Source organism: Lysobacterales bacterium (assembly GCA_016721845.1).
GTDB lineage: Bacteria > Pseudomonadota > Gammaproteobacteria > Xanthomonadales > Ahniellaceae > JADKHK01.
This window is the reverse complement of sequence record JADKHK010000011.1, coordinates 41,648-62,678: the sequence shown is the minus strand read 5'-3', so window position 1 is coordinate 62,678 and position 21,031 is coordinate 41,648. Positions and strand designations below refer to the sequence as shown.

At 65.1% G+C, this 21,031-nt stretch carries 15 protein-coding genes and 1 pseudogene; 7 read left to right on the top strand and 9 right to left on the bottom strand.

Annotated elements, in window-relative coordinates; genetic code table 11:
* Positions 1–37: 37 nt before the first annotated feature.
* The 8 genes and pseudogenes from IPP28_07060 to IPP28_07025 form a co-directional block, all read right to left on the bottom strand.
* Positions 38–1,252: a hypothetical protein gene (locus IPP28_07060; GenBank protein ID MBL0040796.1), complete on the bottom strand. Its 1,215-nt coding sequence runs from the start codon at positions 1,250–1,252 to the stop codon at positions 38–40.
* A gap of 42 nt (positions 1,253–1,294) precedes the next feature.
* Entirely contained in the window at positions 1,295–2,089 is a 795-nt protein-coding gene (locus IPP28_07055; protein ID MBL0040795.1) for an rRNA methyltransferase, read from the bottom strand.
* On the bottom strand, positions 2,089–3,528 hold the full coding sequence (locus tag IPP28_07050) for a hypothetical protein (GenBank protein ID MBL0040794.1): 1,440 nt from the start codon (positions 3,526–3,528) through the stop codon (positions 2,089–2,091). Before IPP28_07050 ends, IPP28_07055 begins: the two co-directional genes overlap by 1 nt.
* On the bottom strand, positions 3,525–4,163 hold the full coding sequence (locus IPP28_07045; protein ID MBL0040793.1) for a hypothetical protein: 639 nt from the start codon (positions 4,161–4,163) through the stop codon (positions 3,525–3,527). Before IPP28_07045 ends, IPP28_07050 begins: the two co-directional genes overlap by 4 nt.
* Positions 4,164–4,803: 640 nt before the next feature.
* Positions 4,804–6,009, bottom strand: coding sequence for a cell surface protein (locus IPP28_07040; GenBank protein MBL0040792.1), 1,206 nt, complete (start codon positions 6,007–6,009; stop codon positions 4,804–4,806).
* Between the two features lie 82 nt (positions 6,010–6,091).
* A complete protein-coding gene (locus tag IPP28_07035; protein MBL0040791.1) occupies positions 6,092–7,108 on the bottom strand; it encodes a fructose-bisphosphate aldolase class I in 1,017 nt (338 codons plus the stop codon).
* 58 nt (positions 7,109–7,166) lie between these two features.
* Positions 7,167–9,137 (bottom strand): annotated as a pseudogene (locus IPP28_07030) (bifunctional (p)ppGpp synthetase/guanosine-3',5'-bis(diphosphate) 3'-pyrophosphohydrolase).
* A 3-nt stretch (positions 9,138–9,140) separates the two neighbouring features.
* The gene (locus IPP28_07025; GenBank protein ID MBL0040790.1) at positions 9,141–10,400 is read right to left on the bottom strand and encodes a 2OG-Fe(II) oxygenase; all 1,260 of its coding nucleotides are present in this window, start codon (positions 10,398–10,400) and stop codon (positions 9,141–9,143) included.
* A gap of 77 nt (positions 10,401–10,477) precedes the next feature.
* Between IPP28_07025 and IPP28_07020 the strand changes: the two genes are divergently transcribed.
* From IPP28_07020 to IPP28_07010, 3 genes are all read left to right on the top strand, one after another.
* A complete protein-coding gene (locus IPP28_07020; protein ID MBL0040789.1) occupies positions 10,478–11,434 on the top strand; it encodes a 2OG-Fe(II) oxygenase in 957 nt (318 codons plus the stop codon).
* 144 nt (positions 11,435–11,578) lie between these two features.
* Entirely contained in the window at positions 11,579–12,604 is a 1,026-nt protein-coding gene (locus IPP28_07015; GenBank protein MBL0040788.1) for a class I SAM-dependent methyltransferase, read from the top strand.
* A gap of 5 nt (positions 12,605–12,609) precedes the next feature.
* The gene (locus tag IPP28_07010; protein ID MBL0040787.1) at positions 12,610–13,686 is read left to right on the top strand and encodes an acyltransferase; all 1,077 of its coding nucleotides are present in this window, start codon (positions 12,610–12,612) and stop codon (positions 13,684–13,686) included.
* An 8-nt stretch (positions 13,687–13,694) separates the two neighbouring features.
* Here IPP28_07010 and hrpA read toward each other — a convergent pair whose 3' ends face one another.
* A complete protein-coding gene (gene hrpA / locus IPP28_07005; protein ID MBL0040786.1) occupies positions 13,695–17,531 on the bottom strand; it encodes an ATP-dependent RNA helicase HrpA in 3,837 nt (1,278 codons plus the stop codon).
* Positions 17,532–17,693: 162 nt separating this feature from the next.
* On the opposite strand from hrpA, the gene IPP28_07000 reads away from it, so the two are divergent.
* The 4 genes from IPP28_07000 to ccoO all read left to right on the top strand — a co-directional run bounded on the left by IPP28_07000 (position 17,694) and on the right by ccoO (position 21,031).
* The gene (locus IPP28_07000; protein MBL0040785.1) at positions 17,694–18,494 is read left to right on the top strand and encodes a S1/P1 nuclease; all 801 of its coding nucleotides are present in this window, start codon (positions 17,694–17,696) and stop codon (positions 18,492–18,494) included.
* Entirely contained in the window at positions 18,491–18,892 is a 402-nt protein-coding gene (locus IPP28_06995; protein MBL0040784.1) for a response regulator, read from the top strand. The genes IPP28_07000 and IPP28_06995 overlap by 4 nt, the downstream gene beginning before the upstream one ends.
* 91 nt (positions 18,893–18,983) lie before the next feature.
* Entirely contained in the window at positions 18,984–20,411 is a 1,428-nt protein-coding gene (ccoN, locus tag IPP28_06990) for a cytochrome-c oxidase, cbb3-type subunit I (GenBank protein ID MBL0040783.1), read from the top strand.
* 11 nt (positions 20,412–20,422) lie between these two features.
* Positions 20,423–21,031 carry a cytochrome-c oxidase, cbb3-type subunit II gene (ccoO, locus tag IPP28_06985; protein MBL0040782.1) on the top strand — a complete coding sequence of 203 codons (609 nt, stop codon included), beginning with the start codon at positions 20,423–20,425 and terminating at the stop codon, positions 21,029–21,031.

Genomic DNA, 21,031 nt, shown 5'->3' with positions numbered 1-21,031 from the left:
GGCTTGCAGGGTGGCTTTGGTCGTCCTGCCGCGATCTTCACTTTAACAGTGGCGTCGCCAGCACCTTCGACTTGCCACCCAGTACCTGCTCGGTGGCTGCGATGAATTCCAGCGTCGACACCTTGCGCATCACCTTGAGGATGCGGGCCACGTCGTCGATGTCCTTCGCGTTCTTGGTGCGTGCGCGGATTTCGGCGTCGAGCTCGTGCAGCAGCACCACGGCGCGCGCCGTGACCTCGGCGGTGGAGCGATCGGTGCGCAGCGAACGGACGTCACGACCCCAGTCGCGCAGGCTCTGGTAGACCCGTTCGCGACGCACGTCGCTCATGCCACCGGCACGCCAGTTCAGCTCGACCGAATAGAATTCGGCCAGGCCTTCGGCGATCCAGTCGGAGCGATCCTCGCCGCTGATGCGCGTGACCACGTGGGTGAGTTCGTGGAACAGCGAACTGGTCCCGTTCTCGCTCACCAGCGGCCGCTGCGAATGGAAGAACAGCGAGTTCGGCGCCGACAGGCCGCCCCGCCACATCGGATCGCCCGCACCGACGATCAGCACCTTGCGCGGCGTACGCCCGAAGGCATGCTCGACTTCGGGCCAGACGAAATTGATCATCGTCAGCGCATCCATGCGGTCCAGCGCATCGCCTTTCGGCGCGGCGACGACGACCTCGGTCATGCCCGGCTTGTCATAGCGGGTGCCGACCTTGCCGGCGATGATCCAGCCGATCGGGCGGTCGAAGCTGCGCTCCGGATTGTCGATGACGAAGCGGTTGTTCGGCAGTCGCGGCCAGCCGGTGTCGACGTTGTTCCAGCCCGACGGCAACACGAAGCCAAGGTGGGTGACCGCCACCGTGTTCTTCTTCATCCGCGCGGTGACGAACGGGATCACCTTGTCGCCACGGAACAGGGCCCAGTCCGGCGTCATGCGCGCATCGAAATCGCCACTGTCGCGCTGGCGCGTGATGCGCACCCGATAGCTCAGGGTCGATCCGCCCGCGGCCGGCGTCCAGACCGCCTTGCCGGCACCCGCTGCTGCAAACTTGCCGCCGCTGACGGCGAAATCGCTGTAGCGCTTGGCATCGTAATCCAGCGCGAGCTGCGTGACCCGCTCGCTGCCCTTGCCGAGTGCGATGCGGATGCGCGCCTGGTCCTGCTTCGGCAGCAACTCGATCGTGTAGTCGAGCGCGAACGTCTTCGTCGCCGGCGTCTGCGTCGGCGGTGCCGGAAACGCCACCGACGCCGGGGCGAGCAACCGGCAGGGAAACGATTCGGATCATGCGCCTTCTCGCCGGAGTCAGGGCCGCGATTGTGACGCCCACAGCGCCGCAAACACAGCGAAGGCCGCCGAGACGTTCAGGCTCTCGACGGCACCGCTGCCGGGAATGCCGATGCGGCGATCGCAACGCGCGATCAGCGCATCGCTCATTCCGGCTTCTTCGGCGCCCATCACGAAGACCGCACGTTTCGGCAGCGGCACCGCGAACAGATCGTCGCCGCCGCGCACGACCGTGGCCAGCAGATCGAAGCGATGCCGATGCAGGATCGCGATCGCGGACTCGGCCGCATCGATGCCGATCAGCGGCACCGCTTCGGCGCCCCCTTCGGCCACACGACAGGCGGCGCCCGACAGGCCCAGACCGGCATCGCGTGGCACGATCAATCCGGCACAACCGAAATGCGCGGCACTGCGCAACATCGCGCCGAGATTGTGCGGGTTGCCCACCCCGTCCAGCCATGCGAACCAGGCCGGACGCTCCGGCGCGATCGCCGCAAGCGCGGTCTCCAGCGACAACAACGGCGCACGCAAGACTTCGAAGCAGACGCCTTCGTGATGCTGCGACTTCGTCAGCTTCTCCAGCTCCTCGCTCGGCAGCAGCCGATAACCGATGCGGTTCGCGACGCAGTGGGCGATCACCTCGCGCAATGCACCGAGCCGATCCTTCTCCAGATACACCTTGCGAATGGCCGCGCGCCGGCGCTGGAACACGGCCAGGCAGGCATGCAGGCCGAACACGCGCAGCTCGCTCTGGCGCTGCTCGCGACGCGGGTGCAGCGGGCGCGACTCACGATCGACATCACGTTCGTGCATCAGAAGCCTCCACCGGTCTTGAAACCACCACCACCGCGGAACCCGCCGCCGGTGCGAAAACCACCGCCACTACCGAATCCGCCGCCACTGCGGCCGCTGCCGAATCCACCGCCTCCGCCGCCGATTCGCGGCAGCCGCGTGATCGGCGGAATGCGCACCCGATGATGGCGATTCACTTCCTCCCAGGCGTCGTTGAAGACGACGGCGCCACGCAGCAGTCGATCCAGCACCGCACCGATGGCGAGGCCGCTCTCGAACTCGGAGTTGTCGCTGTCATAGGCCTTGGCGCGGAACCGCGCGCGCAACTGCTCGGCCTCGGCCAGCTGCTTGAGCAAGGTCGATTGCTGCGTTTCCAACGGACCGAGCTGTTCCGCGAGGCGGCCGGCTTCGGCGCGCAGGCTCGCGAGCGCGCTGACCATCGCATCGTCGCGCGGCGTCGCCGTGCCTCGTGCATCGTCGTGCAACTGGGTCAATTCCTCGCGACCGAGTTGTGCCGCGATGACGTTCAGGGCCTCGGTCGTGTACGGATCGGTGCCGGCGACCATCGCCGCCCGCTCGTCGAGCTGCTGCTGATGCGTCGCCTCCTCGGCCTCGATCTGCTGCTCGGCGGCCATCAGCGCGGCCTCCGCGACATCGAGCAAATCATCGAGCGCCGGCACGCCGGCCGCTGCCAGCGCCGCATCTTCCGCTGCCACCCGTCGTGATTGCGCATCGTTCAGCGCCGCTTCCTGCGCATCGGCATGCGCCGCAAGATGGTCGGCGAGCGCGAGCAGCATGCGGTAGTTGCGATGCGCACCGTCGTAACCGACCAGTCGCGCGACCCATTGGTCGAGCGTGCGTGTCATCGCGTTCGCGCTGTACTCGGGAAAGCCGAATCGGCGTTGCCACAGGTACATGAACAACTTGTCGCGCTCGTAGGGCGCGCGCTTCGTCTCGCGATCGGCCGCGGCCGTGGTCGCCTTGTCGCGCGCCTGCTTGGCCATGTGCGCAGCCTGCGCGCCTTGTGCCTGAAGGGCTTGGTAGTCGGCCGTCGCCGACAGTGCGGTACGCACGGCGATCGCTGCTTCATTCGCGCGCGCAGCCGCAGCGTCACGCTCGGCCAGGCGTTCGCCGCGCACCGCCTTCAACGCCTGCTGGCGGGTTTCGGAGGCCGCGATCGCGAGATTCACCGCGTCCAGCGCCTGTGCGCGCTGCGACAACAAGGCCAGCGCGCGCTGGTCGGCGGCATCGATGCCGCTCGCGACCTGGTTCGCCTGCAACAGGTCGAGGCGCAGCATCGCCAGCTCGCGCGTCTGCCCGGATTCTTGCGCACGGGTGGCATTGCGGCGCGCGGTCAGCGCATTCAAATCGTTCGCGAGTGCATGCGCCTGCGCACGCAGGGCGTCGATGCGCCCGTCCATGTCGCGGAGCACGGATTGTCCGGATTGCATCGCGCTCACCACTCCGTGATCGCGCCGCCGGCAACGGCGACGCGGTAATCGACATCGAACTCGCCGCGACGTTTCTCGCCGACCATGGCCTCGTCGATCAGTCCATTGTCGAGCTTGTCGGCCTTGACCTTGTCGTATTCGGACTGCGGCACGCGGATCGCGAAACGGGAAACGGTCTCGGTGCGCTGGGTTTCCTCGTTCGTGACCGGCAACGACAAAACCTGCCCGCCGGCATCGATCGCCTCGACGACAAGGTAGTAGTTCTTTCCGCCCGGCGCGTCCTCGTGATACCGCCAGACACCACTCTGCACGCCGTCGCGGTTGACGATGCGCAGGGTGTAGGCCAAGTCGACTTGGGCCATGGCCCGCTCGAACTCGGCCAGCGCAAGATGTGCTGAACCGACCTCCCCCGACGCCAGCGCTGCAGCGCTGCGCTCCTGCATCACTCGCATCTGCAGCGCCGCGCCCTCGCCGAGCGCGAGGCCGGCCAACTGCCGCGCAAGCTGATCGTATCGGTGCGCGCCCGTGGCCAAGGCATGGGCATCGGCAAGTCGATCTTCGACGCGCTCCAGGGTCGTGCGATGACGCTCGACCTCGTTGCGGTAGTCGGTCACCGCACGTCGCGCGGCATCGGCATCCTGCAAAGGCCGACTTCGAGACCACGTCCAGCGGCAATCCGGCGAGTCCCGCCCCGATCGTCGGGAAGTCGCGTTGCACCTCGGCTGCGATGACAGCGACGGGCGACGCGACCAAGCCGGGCGGCTCGGCCAGGTCGGAATTCAATCGAGCCGAAACCAGTCCCTGTCGTTCCTTGAGCGCATGCGCCACAGCGGACACTTCCAAGTATTGCTGCTGGAAGGATCGGTACTCGCGCGAATCCATCCACGCGTTCGGAACCGCCACGATGCCGTACCCGAGCACGCCGACGACGCCCGCGATCAACGCGCGTTTCGTCCAGCGCCAGCGGTCGACCCAGATCTCGGCCAGTCGCACCGAGACCGAGCGCGGCGGCGGCACGTAAGCAAAGCGGTCCTGCTGCAACGCCTCGACGCCCTGACGCACCAGCGCCTCGCTGACCTCGATGCCCTGACTCGCGTAGATCTGCTTCACGCGCGCGACGAAATCGGCATCGCGCGTCTCGGACGCGAGTTCACGCTCGACCAGCGACTGCTCGTGGCGCAAGGTGTCGACGATGTCCATCGCGAGCATCAGCTCGTCCATCGACGTGCGCGGCTGGCCGGGTGCCGGCACTGCGGCCGGCAGACGCGTGTTCATCGTTCGCGCTTAACGCGGTGCCGGCAAGGTCGACGCCGAGCGGCCGAGCGCGACCAGGCGCTGCTTGCCGTCCTCGACGGCGGCCTGGATCTCGCGTTCGTTCGCGGTCGACAGATCGCGCATCTCGTCGATGATCTGCACCGACTTCTCCTGGAACGCGACCACCGAATCGACGAGCTTGGCCACCGATTCGGCGCGCAGCGTCGGGCCGTAACCGGCACGCGTCGCCTCTTCCAGCACCTTGGTGCCGATGTCGCCGAGCGTCTCCAGGCTCTGGTTCATGCCCTGCTTCATCGCATCCAGCGTCTGCGTGCTCTCGTGCAAGCCGTGCATGCCGGTGAACGAGGCCGACAGCGCCGTGAACACGGTTTCATTGGTGCCGAAGAACATCACTGCCTGCGAATACACGCGCTCCTTGGCATCGGTGATCTGCATCAGCCGCGCCATCACCACTTCGGTGGTGTTGTAGGAGATCGACAGATTCTCGGCCAGATCCTTCGCGATCTGGTAACGCTTGTCCTCGTCCTGCAGCGCGCGCATGGCGTTGTCGCGGGCCATCTCGAGAGTCGCGTGGGCTTCGCGATCACTGCCGTTGCTGACATTCACCGCATCGGAGGCCGCCTGCAATGCGCTACGCGCCGCCGCCAGCGACTCCTCGGCCTTCTTCAGCACGCTGAAACCCAGCACCTGCGATTCCTTCAGCGCGCCGCGGAAATCACGGTAGGCGTCGAGGATGGTTTGCTCGCGCTGGATCTGCTCCTTCGAATCCTTCGCGACATCGAGATAACTGTCCTTGATGCGCGCGAAACGGCTCGGGATGTCGCCGCGGGTCACTTTCATCCAGATGTTGGACAAGCGTTCCATCGTGTCGATCTTGCCGTCCTCGACCTGCGCGACCATGGCCTTGGCATCATCGCGGATGGTGTTGAAGGCTTCGGTGATGCCACGGTAACGCTCGCCGATCGACATGCCGGTGATCTGGTCACGCACGACTTCGTTGAACAGCGTCGCCTGCGACAGCGTGCGCGCGATTGCGACGGTCTTGTCCGGGTCGAGATGGGCGATGCGATCGATCAGCGCGACCACCGGCGCCTCTTCCGGCTGCGATTTGATCAGTCCGAGATCACGCAGCGCACCGAGCGCCTTGTCGAGTTGCTTGAGCGGAGTCATGGCCTGTCCTCGTGGGGTCGGTTCGAATCGGCGAAATGATGCCATCGAGCGCGTATTGCAAGGGTTCGCGGGACAAAAAGAAAGGGCGGGATGTCCCGCCCTCTCGTCGACATCGTTGAACGTTCGCTTACGCGGCCATGTCCGGCGTCCAGCGACCGAGGGCGGCCATGCCGTTTTCGCGGGCACGGCTGGCAACGATGGTCTGGGCCTTGCTGAAGTTGCCGACCAGGTCCTGCGACCACAGCTTGAGCGCGGCCGACTGCATGGCACGGCCATACGAGAACGACAGCGGCCAGGGATGCGGGCCGATCTGGTTCATCAGGCTCAGGTGGCGGGTGGCATCCAGATCGGACTGGCCGCCCGACAGGAAGACGATGCCCGGCAGGGCCGACGGCACCGCCGACTTCAGGCAGCGCACGGTCAGTTCCGCGACTTCCTCGGCACTGGCCTTGTCGGCGCTGTCCTTGCCATGGATGACCATGCTCGCCTTCAGGATCACGCCTTCCAGCATCACGTTGTGCTCGTACAGCGCGCCGAACAGGCTGCGCAACGCGGCTTCGGTCACGTCATAGCAGGTGTCGATATCGTGGGTGCCGTCCATCAGCACTTCCGGTTCGACCATCGGCACGATGCCGGCTTCCTGGCAAAGCGCGGCATAACGCGCCAGTGCGTGTGCGTTCGCGTCGATCGCCGTCGCGCTGGGCATGTCTTCGCCGATGTTGATGACCGCGCGCCACTTTGCGAACTTGGCGCCGAGACGGGCGTATTCGTTCAGGCGATCACGCAGGCCATCGAGGCCTTCGGTGACGACTTCCCCCGGAAAACCGGCCAGCGACTGCGGACCCTTGTCGACCTTGATGCCGGGCAGGATGCCGTGGTCGAGCATGAGCTGGGTGAACGGCACGCCGGCCCGGGTGCTCTGGCGCAACGTCTCGTCGTACAGGATCGCACCCGAAATGTGGTCGGACAGGTTCGGCGTCGACAGCAGCATTTCGCGATAGGCGCGTCGGTTTTCTTCGGTGCAGTCGATGCCGACGCCGTCGAAACGCTTCTTGATCGTGCTGTTCGACTCGTCGATGGCGATGATGCCCTTGCCCGCGGCCACCATGGCCTGGGCGGTTTCTTCCAGTTGTTCGATGCTCATGGCGGATTTCCGGTGGGTCAGAAGGACTGCAGAACATCTCGGCGATGCCGTGGTCGCGGTCGAGACGGGTGCTGGCCGCGAGCACATGGGCATCGGCTGCCGCGATTGCCGCGGACACGTCTTTCAGCAGGCCCTTGCGGTCATAGCCGCGCACCAGCACGTCGACTTCGTATTCGCCGCTGCGCCCGCCCCAGTCGACGTGGATGACGCGGCCAGGATCGCGCGCGACCAGGTTGTTGAAACTCTTGCAGCCCTGCCGATGCACGCTGACGCCGCGGCCCTTGGTCAGCCAGCCGATGATCGGATCGCCCGGCACCGGCTGGCAGCAGCGCGCCATCGTCGTCAGCAGGTTGCCGACCCCTTCAATGGTGATCGCATCCTTATCGCGCGGCCGCAGGCGCACCGGATCGGCGCTGAGCTCGGGCTTCTCGACCTTGGGCTGGACGATGTCCTGCAATGCGCGCGCGATGTGTCCCGGCGTCACTTCACCGACACCGATCGCGACCTGCAGGTCGTCCATGGTCTTGAGGTTGAAGCGACCCGGCAGCGAGGACAGGTCGACCTCGTGGAACGCGAGTCGCTTCAGTTCCTTGTCCAGCAATTCGCGACCGGCGACGACATTGCGATCGTGATCAAGTTTCTTGAACCAGGTGCGGACCTTTTCCCTGGCACGTGGCGAAGTCAGGAATCCGCGCGAGGCGATCAGCCAGTCGCGCTTGGGTTCGCTGACCTTGCCGGTGATGATCTCGACGGTCTCGCCGCTGACCGGCGCATGATCGAGCGGCACCAGGCGTCCATTCAATCGGGCGCCGCGACAGCGGTGCCCGACATCGGTATGGATGTGGTAGGCGAAATCCAGCACGGTCGCGCCTTTCGGCAAGTCCACGACGCGGCCCTGCGGGGTCAGCAGGTAGACGCGATCCTCGACCACTTCGGTCTGCAGACCCGCCAGCAGCGCGGCGTCCGACTCGGTGTCGGCCTTGGCTTCGAGCAGGTTGCGCAGGCCGGCGATCTTGCGTTCGAACGCCGCATCGCCGCCGCCGCCCTCCTTGTAGCGCCAGTGCGCAGCGACGCCGAGTTCGGCATGTTCGTGCATCTCCGGCGTGCGGATCTGGATTTCCAGCGTCTTGCCCTCCGGCCCGACGACCGCGGTATGCAGCGAGCGATAGTTGTTGCCCTTGGGCCGCGCGATGTAATCGTCGAACTCGCCCGGCACCGGCGGCCACAAGGCATGGACGATGCCGAGCGCGGCGTAGCAACTCGCGACATCCTTCACCATCAGCCGCACCGCGCGAATGTCGTAGAGCCCATCGACGTCGACTTGCTTGCGGCTCATCTTGCGCCAGATCGAATAGATGTGTTTCGGGCGCCCGGCGACATCGACCTCGATGCCTTCACGGCGCAACGTATCGGTCAGCTCGCGCTTCACGCGTTCGATGAAGGCTTCGCGGTCGCCGCGGCGCTCGTCCAGCGCATTCGCGATGCGGCGGTAGGCCTCGGGGTTCAGGAATCGGAACGACAGATCCTCCAGTTCCCACTTCAATTGCCAGATGCCGAGCCGGTTCGCGAGCGGCGCATGGATGTCGGCGGTGAGTTGCGCCAACGCACGCTGCTCGTGTTCCGGCAACGCCGCCGCAGTGCGCAGCCGCACCAGCTGCCGCGCCAGCAAAATGAAAATCACGCGCAAGTCGCGAATGATCGCCAGCAGCAAGCGGCGCAGACCTTCCGGCGCGACACCCTGGCCCTTCTCGGCATACAGCGTCCAGACCCGCCCGGCCTCGCGCTGGCCATCGACCAGCGCGTGCAGGCTGGGCGGCAATTTTTCCGGCGCCAGCTGCAGCTCATGCGCCAGCGTCGCCGCCAAGGTGTCGCTGTCGACACGCAGATGCTGCAGCAGCGTCAGTGTCGGCACCAGCGCCGGATCCGCCACGCTCGGCAACACCACATCCTCGCCCAGCAGCTTCGCGACGGCAGCGTGCTGGGCCAGCCACTCGCCGAGCGAAGTCGGATGCGAGGCCGATGTCTTCATCGCTCAGCCGTGGCGCAGGCGCAGGTCGATCAAGCGAAATGCGAGTGCACGTGTATCGCCGGATTCGCCGGTCGAACTCGGCTGCCAGTCGCGACTGGCCTCGAAGCGAATCGTCACGCGCTCGCCGGACAGCGCCCTCAGCGGCAAAGCCAGTTCGCTGACACGACCGGCGCGCGGATGGTGGATGGCACGCTGGCCACCGATGTCGATGCAGAGTTCGTAACCCTCATCAAGGCCGTCCGGGACCCAGACGCGTGCGATCGCGGACTTGCAGGACTCGACCATTTCCAGGGTGATCGCCGCGTTCCGGGCGGCCCAGGCATCGGGCCAGAAACCCTCGGGCGCACCGATCTGGCGAGCGAATCCGAGCACGTCGAGCTTGGCCGCTGCACGGGCTTCGTTCAACGCGTAGTCGTAGGCTTCGAACTGGCGCGACACGTCCTTCTCGCGTTCGTACAGGAAATGCAGCTGGCCGCGCGCACCGGCGAAGCGGCGATCGAGTTCGCGCACGTCCTCGGCCGTCAGCACGTGCCCGACGACGAGGTGATCGGGGCGCGGCTCCGGCACGTAGACGGTCGCATGCGCCGGCGCCGTCTCCTCGACCGGTCGCTCCTTCGTGTACAGATAGATCGCGAACGAGCGGCGCGAGATCGACTTCCGGCCTTCCGGCAGGTTGATGCGCGGAAAGCCATGCCAGGAGCGCTCATTGGTCTCGAAGATCACTGCACGATTGAACAGCGGCAGCACCGCGGTCTTGTTGCGGTTGTGCGGATTCCAGGGATCTTCCGCGAGTTCGATGCAGCCGCCCCAGGCCGCCTCCCATTCCGGGTTGAGGTAGACGATCAGGTTCAGGCGACGATGGGTGCGATTGCCCGGGTGGAAGTTGAAGTCGATGTGCATGTCGAGGCCCTGGCCATCGACATTTTCATGGGTGCCGCCGCCGATGTAGTCGGCGTCGTAGAGCAGGTCGGGAATGCCGGTGATGGTCGCGACGCTGCCGAGAAAATCCGGGGTCTGCAGCCAGGCATCGAGTTGCGGATAAGGCTCGGGCAATTCGCGCACATGCTCGCGCACTGCCTTGCCGCCGACCTGACCCATCTCGTTCAGCGCGAACTTCGCATCGAATCCCGGGAACGACTGCAGCAGCGCCTGGGCCACTGCCGGTTCGAAGAAGTCGTCGATGACGACATGGCGGAACGGCCGGGCATCGCGAAACGCATCGGCATGGCGCACCAAAGCGGCGCGCACGGCGGGATTCAACATGGGCAACTCTCGGCAAACAGGCAGCGGCGATCATTATGGCATCGCTCCTGCAGACAAACCTGTCGCGAATCAGGACAATGCGCGGTCTTGCACGGATTCCTGCCGACGTGATCTCCGAAGCCACCCACGCCCGCTTGCCCGAACTCGCCGCGCAATTCCAGCGCCGCGAGCCGTTCCGCCATGTCGTCATCGACGACTTTCTCGATCGAGCCGCGGCCGACCGTCTGCTCGCCGAGTTTCCGGTCTTCGATGCGAAGTTCGCGCTGAACGAGCATGGCGAAGTCGGCCAAAAAGCCGTGGTCGAGCGGATTCGCGGCATCGGCCCGAGTTACGCCGCACTCGATGACCTGATCCAGACCCGTGAATTCCTCGCCCTGGTCTCGCGCATCACCGGTATCGAGGACCTGCAATACGACCCGCATTATTTCGGTGGCGGCACGCACGAGAATCGCGAAGGCCAGGATCTCGATGCGCATGTCGACTTCAATCGCCATCCGGTGACGCATGCGCATCGACGCCTGAACCTGATCGTGTACCTGAACCACGAGTGGGACGATGCCTGGGGCGGCAGTCTGGAATTGCACAGCGACCCGCATGCCGACGACGACACGATCACGCCGGTGACGCCGCTGTTCAATCGCGCGGTGATTTTCGAGACCACCGAATGGAGCTGGCACGGCTTCTCGCGCATCACACTGCCGGAAGACAAGCGCGCGCTGTCGCGCAAGTCGATCGCGCTGTATTTCTACACGCAGGAGCGTCCGCAGGAGGAACTCGCGGATACGCATTCGACGATTTATGTCGACCGCCCGCTGCCCGAGCGTTTTGCCGAAGGCCGCAGCCTGGATGCGGAGGACGTGCAGGAACTGAAAGTGCTGCTCAAGCGCCGCGACATGCACATCCAGCGCCTGTATCGCGACATCCGGGGCGTGCAGGCGCAATTCGAGCACCTGCAACGCCAGGTCGGGCTGATCAAGGGCAGTCGGGTCTATCGGGCACTGGTCTTCGTTCGCCGCATGATTCGAGGCGGTTAAGATGACCGCTGACAAGGATGGTCTGACACAGTGCCGACGTGTCCCAGCGATTCGCAAGCGGCGACAGCTTCCCAGCAGAACGAGGTGCTCGTGAACATCGTTTTCAACCTCCTTCGCAAGCTGGCCCCAATCCTCCCTCCCGAGATGCGAGTACGGCTGAAGCGTTCACTGCCGACAATCACCGCCACGAGATCCGATTACGAGGCCCGCATCGCCCAGGAAACCGAAAGGTTCGCCGGGGAAGTGGACGTGAATGCGCTTCCGGAGATCTTCCACTACTGGTCGAACACCTATCTCCGGCCCATGCAGGAAACCTTCGGCTTCGCCCATCCCGAAGACTTCTTTGCGAAGAGCATTCTGAAACATGCCGAAGCGGTCGGCCGAGCCTTGCGCATCGTGAGCATTGGTTCGGGCAACTGCGATGCCGAAGTGCGGATTGCCGCATCCCTGAAGTCGTCTGGCCTCGCCGAGTTCAAGATCGAATGCCTCGACCTCACCGGGCCGATGCTCGAGCGAGGGCAGCAACTGGCAGCGGAGAACGGACTCGCCCGGCACTTCGAATTCACGCGCGCGGATTTCAACCGATGGCAGCCGACCGAGCGCTACGACGTGGTGATGGCGAACCAGAGCCTGCATCACGTGGTCGAACTCGAGCACCTGTTCGATGCGATCGCGAGTGCGATCGGCGACCAGGGCATTTTCATCACGTCGGACATGATCGGTCGCAATGGCCACCAGCGCTGGCCCGAGGCCCTCGCCATGCTTCAGGAATTCTGGCGCGAACTCCCGGAATCGCATCGCTACAACCTGCAGTTGCGGCGACAGGAACACGAGTTCATGAATTGGGACTGTTCCGTGGAAGGCTTCGAAGGTGTTCGCGCGCAAGACATCCTGCCATTGCTGATCGACCGTTTCGGCTTCAAGTTCTTCCTGGCATTCGGCAACCTGGTCACGCCGATCGTCGACCGGAGTTTCGGCCATCACTTCGACGCGAACGGCACGTGGGATCGCGACTTCATCGACCGGGTCCAGGCGCGCGACCAGGCGGAAATCGAGGCGGGTCGGATCAAGCCGACTCACATGATGGCAATCCTCGGAAATGATCGCGGCGCACGCCCGGTCGTCTACAAGCATCTGACGCCGGAATTCTGCATGCGACGCCCGGACTGACCGCAATGCGGACCCTCGCCGACGGCCTCGCCCAAAAAAGCGACAACTTTCTCCTGCTTCGCTTCATCGCCGCGAGCATGGTCATCTACGGCCATGCGCCGGCCGTCACCGGGCATCCCTTGCCGGCCGACCTCTTCGCCTGGCTGAACTGGGGCACCTATTCAGGCAGCATCGCCGTCGATGTGTTCTTCATCGTCAGCGGTTTCCTGGTGACCGGAAGCTTCCTGCGCAATCCGCAACTGGCCGATTTCGCCTGGGCGCGCGCGATCCGCATTGTTCCCGGCTATGCGTTCTGCTTGCTGCTGTCGGCCTTCGTCCTCGGGGCCGTGTTCACCAACCTCCCGTTGCGCGAATACTTCCAACACCCCGACACCTTCGGGTACATCTGGCGCAATCTGAAGTTCGACATCTTCCTCCAGTGGCAATTGCCCGGCGTCTTCACGCGCAATCCGGGCAGCGACGTCGTCAATGGCTCGATCTGGACACTGCCCGCGGAAGTCCGCATGTACGTGCTGGTCGCGGCCATGGGCGTGATCGGTGCATTGTCGTGGCGTGCGCTGTTCAACGTCGCGGCGATCGCCATGCTCGTCTTGGCATCGCTGTATCCGGACCAGACGCCGATGTCGAATCCGCACGAGTACCTGCGCCTCGCCGCATTGTTCGTTGCGGGCGCGTTCTGCTACGTCAATCGCGATCACATTCCCCTTCGCGGCAGCCTGTTGCTCGCGTTGGCCGGCATGGCATGGATGTGGCGGAGCACGCCCGCGTTCCCGCTTCTGTTCGCTGCGACCGAGGTCGCCTTCGTATTCTGGTTTGCCTACGACACGCGCTGGCGCGGTTTCAACCGTTTCGGCGACTACTCCTACGGCATCTATCTATGGGGCTATCCGGCGCAGCAGATCATCGCGGCGCTGGCCGGCGATACGCACAACCACATCAATGCACTTGGCGGATTCCTGATCGCGCTGGTGCTCGCCGTCGCGTCATGGCATCTGGTCGAGCAACCCGCGCTGCGGCTCAAACGATTGCCGGCCACGGTTCGGCAGCGTTGGCGCGAACGGCACACCGATGCCGCAGACTGACGCGTCGCTCAGGAAAGGTTCGTTGCTTCCGCCTGCTCCAACAATTTCTGCATTCGCTTCTCGCTGACCGGTTCGCGGGTACCGAGCTCCTGGGCGAAAAGTTGCACGCGGAGTTCTTCGAGCACGAAGCGCAGGTCGCTGATGCGTTCGGCCGGGCAGTTGGCCGCGAGTCGGTCGAGTTGCGCATCGAAGTCGCGCACCACGAGCATGCGCGCCTGGTCCTTGCGCGGATCATTCTGCAGGCGTTCGGCGCGCAGACGCATGGCTTTCAGGTAGCGCGGCAGATCTTTCAGTCGTGCCAGCGGGAACAACTTCGCGAAACCCGCGAACACCAGGCGACGATGCTGCTCGCGCAGATCCTCGAAGTTCGCGGTGGCGAATCCCATCAACGGCGGCTTCAGTTTCGGCAGCAGTTCGGCATGCGCGGCAAGGGTCGCTTCGACCGCCTTCAGGCGTTCGATGCAGTCGCCGAACAGACGCTTCTCGATGGCCTGGAACGACAGCCGGAAGCTGTCCTCGCTGCGCGCCGTGCACGGGTCGGCATGGATCAGGTCGGCAAGCGCGCCCTCGACGATGTCCTCGCGCAACTGGTCCGGCGACGCGATCGGCGTATAGGCGAGCGCGAGTTTCGGCGCCAGCGGCAACTGCTTGCGCAGCTGCTTGCACTTTTCGATCAGGGCCAGGCGCAACAGGCGCGCGATGCCGCCACGATGCGCACTCGCCGCGTCATCGGCGCGTTCGAACACGACCAGATCGACGCGATGGCCGCGATCGACCAGGGCCGGAAACGCCGACAGGCCGGTATCGGTCCGGACGATCTCGGGCAATGCGTGCGCCGGCAGCACGCGCACGTCTTCGCGCGCGAAGTCGCGGCTGGTCTGCACCGCGAAGGCTTCGCGGGCCAGCGTCCCGAACTCGCGGCGCAGGGCGTCGAGATCGCGGCCGACGGCAAGCACCTTGGCATTCGCATCGAGCAAGCGGAAGCGCATCCGCAGAAAGCTCGGCAGACTCGCGTTCGCCTCATGCAACAGGGTGATCGGCAACGTCACGCCCGCCACCTTGGCCAACCACGACGCCAGTGCTTGCAGCAGCCCGCGATCGCCGGGCAGCTCGGCCTGCACGAAGGCGCGCGCGAAATCCGGCGCCGGCACGAAATTGCGGCGCAACGCCTTCGGCAAGGCGCGGATCAGTTCCGCGACCTTCGCTTCCAGCAATCCCGGCACCAGCCATTCGGCCCGCGCCTCCGACACCGCATTCAGCAAGGACAAGGGCAGATCCAAGGTGACGCCATCCTCATCCAGCTTCGGATCGAAGGCGTAATGCAACCGCAGGCGCTGGTTGCCGACGATGAAACTCTCCGGAAAGCGCTCGGCCGTGGAGGCGCCCGCTTCGAGCACGTCGGTGAGTGACCATTCGAGGCCGCGGCGCAGTTCCGGATCGAGCCGCTTGACCCAATCGTCGAACGCCCTGGTGGTCGTGATGCCTTCGGGCAAACGGCCTTCCCACCACGCGGCCAGTTCGTCCGGGCCGCGCAGCAGTCCGTGTCGGCGCTGCTTGGCTTCCTCCGCCGCCGCCTGCACCAGCACACGCCGGTTGTGCGCAACGACTGCGGCCCTGGCGTCCAGTTCGCACGTCACCAGCGCTTCGCGGATGAAGATCGTTCGCGCCTGCACCGGATCGATCGTGCCGAAGTGCACCGGGCGGCGCTCCACCAGGGTCAGTCCGAACAGCGTGATCTGCTCGTAGGCCATCACTTGGCCGCGCCCACGATTCCAGTGCGGATCGTGATGCGCGCGCTTGATCAGGTGCGCGGCTTCCTGCACCGCCCATTCCGGCTCGATGCGCGCATTCATGATCGCGTACAACTTATGCGTGTCGAGCAGGGTCGCCGACAGCAGCCACAACGGCGGCGCCTTCGCGACGAAGGAGCCCGGGAAGATGCCGTAACGCTTGCCGCGCGTACCCTGGTACTGGCCCTTCTCGTCCTTGCGCGCGAGATTGGCCGGCAGGCCGCTGAGCAACGCGCGATGCAGGGCTTCGAACGACGCGGCTTCGCTGTTCAGGCGCCACCCGAGTTCGTCGCCGAGCACCAGCAACTGCCGATGCAGCTCGCGCCATTCGCGCATGCGCAGGAAACTCAGGAACTGCTTCTCGCACCAGTCACGCAACTTCGACTGGGTCAGATCTTCATGCGCCGTCGAATACGCCTCCCACAGCTTGAGCACCGCGACGAAATCGGATTTCGGATCGCCGAACTGGGCATGCGCGAGGTCCGCGGCCTGCTTCGCATCGGCCGGACGTTCGCGCGGATCCTGGATCGACAGGAAGGACGCGATGATCAGCAACTCGCGGGCGGCGCCATGCTGCTGCGCCGCGATCAGCATGCGCGCGAGCTTGGCGTCGATCGGGATGCGGGCCATGTCGCGGCCCAGCGCAGTCAACTCGTGGCGAGCCTCGCCGATCGCACCGAGCTCGACCAGCTGGCTGATGCCTTCGTTGATCGCGCGCTCTTCCGGACGTTCCAGGAACGGAAAGCGCGCGATGTCGCCGAGCCCGAGGCTCAACATGCGCAACACCACGTTCGCGAGCGAGGCGCGCAGGATCTCGGGATCGGTGTAGCGCGGACGCGCCACGAAATCGGCCTCGTCGTACAAACGGATGCAGAGGCCCGGACCGAGGCGTCCGCAGCGGCCCTTGCGCTGGTCGGCACTGGCCTGCGAGATCGGCTCGATGTGCAGGCGCTGCACCTTGTGCCGAGGGCTGTAGCGACCGACGCGGGCGCTGCCGGTATCGATCACCGCACGGATGCGCGGCACCGTCAGCGAGGTTTCGGCGACATTGGTGGTGAGCACGATGCGCCGCTTCGGTCCGGGATGAAACACCCGGTCCTGCTCCTTCGCCGACAGGCGCGCGTACAGCGGCAGGATCTCGGTCTCGCGGAAATTCCGCCGTGACAGGGCCAGATGGGCGTCGCGGATCTCGCGTTCGCCGGGCAGGAACACCAGCACGTCGGCCAGGGCTTCGCTTTGCCCGATCTCCTCGACCGCGGCGATGATCGCCTGATTCACGCCTCGCTCGTCGCGGTCTTCGGCCAGCGGGCGATAGCGCACATCGACCGGAAAGGTGCGGCCTTCGACATTGATCACCGGTGCATTCCCGAAGTGCTCGGAGAAGCGTGCGGTGTCGATCGTAGCCGAGGTCACGATCAGCTTGAGGTCACGCCGCTTCGCCAGCAGCTGCTTGAGGTAACCGAGCAGGAAGTCGATATTGAGGCTGCGTTCGTGCGCCTCGTCGAGGATGATGGTGTCGTACTGCTGAAGCAGGCGGTCGCGCTGCGTCTCGGCGAGCAGGATGCCGTCGGTCATGAACTTGATCAGCGAGGTGTCGGCGACCTGTTCGGTGAAACGCACCTGGAAGCCGACCAGTTGTCCGACCTGGGTGCCGATTTCTTCGGCCACGCGCCGGGCCACGCTGCGTGCGGCGATGCGCCGCGGCTGGGTGCAGCCGATCAGGCCATCGACGCCGCGTCCGGCCGCGAGCGCGAGCAGGGGCAGCTGCGTCGTCTTGCCCGAGCCGGTTTCGCCGGCAATCACGACCACCTGATGCTCGCGGATCGCCTTCAGGATCGCATCCGCCTCGCGTGCGATCGGCAAGGCCTCGTCGAGTCGGATCGCAGGCACGACCGCGGCACGCGCAGCGCGGCGCGCGACACTGGCGTCGACCGCGGCGCTCAGGGCCTTCAGGCGTTCGCCATCGATGCCGGTCTTCGCCGCGGCGAGTTGATCCAGACGCTGACGCAGGCGCGGTCGGTCGCGCCCGAGCACGTCGCTCAACCGTCGCCTCAAGGCGCTAAGATCCGATGACGGATTGACGGGTTCGATCGGATCCATCCAGACGACTGACTTTCACGGTGACGGCAGGCCGCATAGCTTAGCGGCACCGCATCAGGAGACCGCGATGAACATCGATCAGCAGAAAAATGCATGGATTTTGCGGAGTCTGCAGGGTTGAACGCGCATCGGTTCTTCCTCGTCGCGGCGCTGTTGTTGTCCGGCGGCGCATTCGCCTGGGGGCCGCACGGTCATCAGGTGGTCGCGGAAATCGCCGCACGCGAACTGACGCCGCGTGCACGGGCCGAGGTCGAGCGGCTGCTCGGCGACCGCGCCAGCAATGCCATGCGCGAGGCCAGCACCTGGGCCGACGAAATCCGCGGCGAAGCGCAGTGGCGCCATACCGGCAGCTGGCATTACCTCAATTTCGAGCGTGGCGATTGCCACTACAGCGCCAAACGCAATTGTCGTGGCGGCAACTGCGTGGTCGCGGCGATCGAACGCGAAGTGCGCACGCTCGGCAACCGCAAGGCCGGCAAGACCGAGCGCACGAATGCGCTGCGCTTCGTGATCCATTTCATCGGCGACGTGCACCAACCCCTGCACGCCGGCTTCGGGCATGATCGCGGCGGCAACGATTTCCAGGTTCGTTACGGACGTGAAGGCGAGAATCTGCACGGCTTCTGGGACCAGGACATCTTCCGGGCCGCACGCGGCACGCTGAAAGTGATGCCGCACGTGCAAGACCTGCTCACGCAGCCCGGTCCGACCATGGACTGGCGGTGGCGGCCGAGCGCCCCGGCGGAATGGGCCGTGGCCTCCTGCGCGATCGTGCAGCGCAACGACTTCTATCCGGTGCGCGGCGTGATCGACAGCGGCTACATCAGCCGCTACGTCCCGGTCGCCGAGGACCAGCTTGAAGCCGCCGGCCACCGTCTTGCCGAAGTATTGAACCTGACCTTGGACAAGGCGCCATGAGTCCGCAGCCGCATGTACTGGTCATCGATGACGATGCCGACATGCGCATGCTGATGGGGGCGCTGCTCGAACATCTCGGCGCCCGGGTCGACAGTGCCGGATCCGCGAACGAGATCGACCCGATCCTGGCGCAGTCCGCAGACTTGATCCTGCTGGACCTGGTGATGCCGCCCGGCATCTATGATGCCTGCGTCCAGCGCCTGCTCGAAAGCGGCGCGCACGCTCGGGTCTGTCTGCTCAGCGGCAGCAGTGCGCAGGCCCTGGCGCAGGAGCGCGCACGCATCGATGCACTGGGGTTGCGGACGACTTCACCGATCACCAAACCGGCGCGCCTCGATGCACTGGCCAGCCTGCTCGCCTCTCTCCACCCTGCGGCGGAACCGAGCCGGGAATCGTGACGAGAGGTGACCCTCGCCTCAATTGACCAGGGTCAAGATCGCTCCGATTCGCGACTGGGAAACTGCCTCGGTAACTTGCCTAGGAGTGTTCATGTCCACTGTTCCCGAGACCTACAGCGACAAGGTCGTACGGCAATTTGCCGTCATGACCGTGATCTGGGGCATCGTCGGCATGCTGGTCGGCGTCTTCATCGCCGCCCAGCTGTACTGGCCTGCCCTCAATTTCGACATCCCGTGGCTGAGCTACGGCCGCCTGCGGCCACTGCATACCAATGCCGTGATCTTCGCGTTCGGCGGGTCCGGCCTGTTCGCGACCAGCTACTACATCGTCCAGCGCACCTGCCACGCGACACTATTCGCGCCCAGGCTGGCCGCGTTCACGTTCTGGGGTTGGCAGGCGGTCATCGTGGCGGCGGCGATCACCTTGCCGCTCGGCATGACCTCGGGCAAGGAATATGCCGAGCTGGAATGGCCGATCGACATCCTGATCACCCTGGTCTGGGTCGCCTACGCTGTGGTGTTCTTCGGCACCATCGTGCAACGCAAGATCCGCCACATCTACGTCGCCAACTGGTTCTTCGGCGCCTACATCATCACCATCGCGATCCTGCACATCTTCAACAACCTGGAGATGCCGGTGACGCTGACCAAGTCCTACAGCCTCTACACCGGCGCAGTCGATGCGATGGTGCAGTGGTGGTACGGACACAATGCCGTCGGCTTTTTCCTGACGACCGCCTTCCTCGGCATGATGTATTACTTCATCCCGAAGCAGGCCGGGCGCCCGGTGTACTCGTACCGCCTCTCGGTGGTGCACTTCTGGGCGCTGATCTCGATCTACATGTGGGCCGGTCCGCACCACCTGCACTACACGGCGTTGCCGGACTGGGCCCAGTCGATCGGCATGGTGTTCTCGCTGATCCTGCTGGCACCGAGCTGGGGCGGCATGATCAACGGCATCATGACCCTGTCGGGTGCCTGGGACAAACTGCGCACCGACCCGATCCTCAAATTCATGATCGTCTCGCTGTCGTTCTACGGCATGAGCACGTTCGAGGGTCCGATGATGTCGATCAAGACCGTCAACGCGCTCAGTCACTACACCGACTGGACCATCGGCCACGTGCACTCCGGCGCCCTCGGCTGGGTCGCGATGATCACCATCGGCTGCATCTACTCGCTGCTGCCGCGCGTGCTCGGCCTGAAGGCCATGTACTCGACGAAGATGATCGAGCAGCACTTCTGGATCCACACCATCGGCGTGGTCTTCTACATCGCCGCGATGTGGATCGCCGGCGTCATGCAGGGCCTGATGTGGCGTGCCACCAATGACGACGGCACCCTGACCTACACCTTCGTCGAATCGCTGAAGGCCACCTACCCGTATTACCTCGCGCGCCTCGGCGGCGGCGTGCTGTGCCTGTCCGGCATGGTGTTGATGCTGGTGAACGTGGTGAAGACCCTGCAACTGTCCAAGGGCAATGTCGACGTGGCGGTTCCCGCCCCGGCGCACGCGTAAGGAGACGAGCCATGTCCCATGAAAAAGTTGAAACCAATGTCTCCCTGATGGGCATCCTGGTCGCGCTCGTGGTCGCAGTCGGCGGCCTCGTGCAGATCGTCCCGCTGATGTACCAGGCGCAGGTCGTGAAACCGCTCCCCGGCGTCGTGCCGTATCCGCCGCTGGAACTGGCCGGACGCGACATCTACGTGCGTGAAGGTTGCTACAACTGCCATTCGCAGATGGTGCGTACCCTGCGTTTCGAGACCGCACGTTATGGCCACTATTCACTGGCCGGCGAGTCGGTCTACGACCGCCCGTTCCAGTGGGGGAGCAAGCGCACCGGACCCGATCTGGCCCGCGTCGGCGCGCGTTATTCCGACGACTGGCATCGCGTGCACCTGATGGACCCGCGTGCGGTGGTGCCGGAATCGAACATGCCGGGATTCCCATGGCTGGCGGAAACGCCGGTCGACGGCGGCTTGATCGAGAAGAAGCTGAAGGCATTGCAGACCATCGGCGACCCGTACACCGACGAACAGATCGCCGGTGCTGCCGCGGCCGTGGCCGGCAAGTCCGAACTCGATGCGCTGGTGGCCTATCTGCAAGGCCTCGGCAAGCACGCGCCGAAGGGGGGTTGA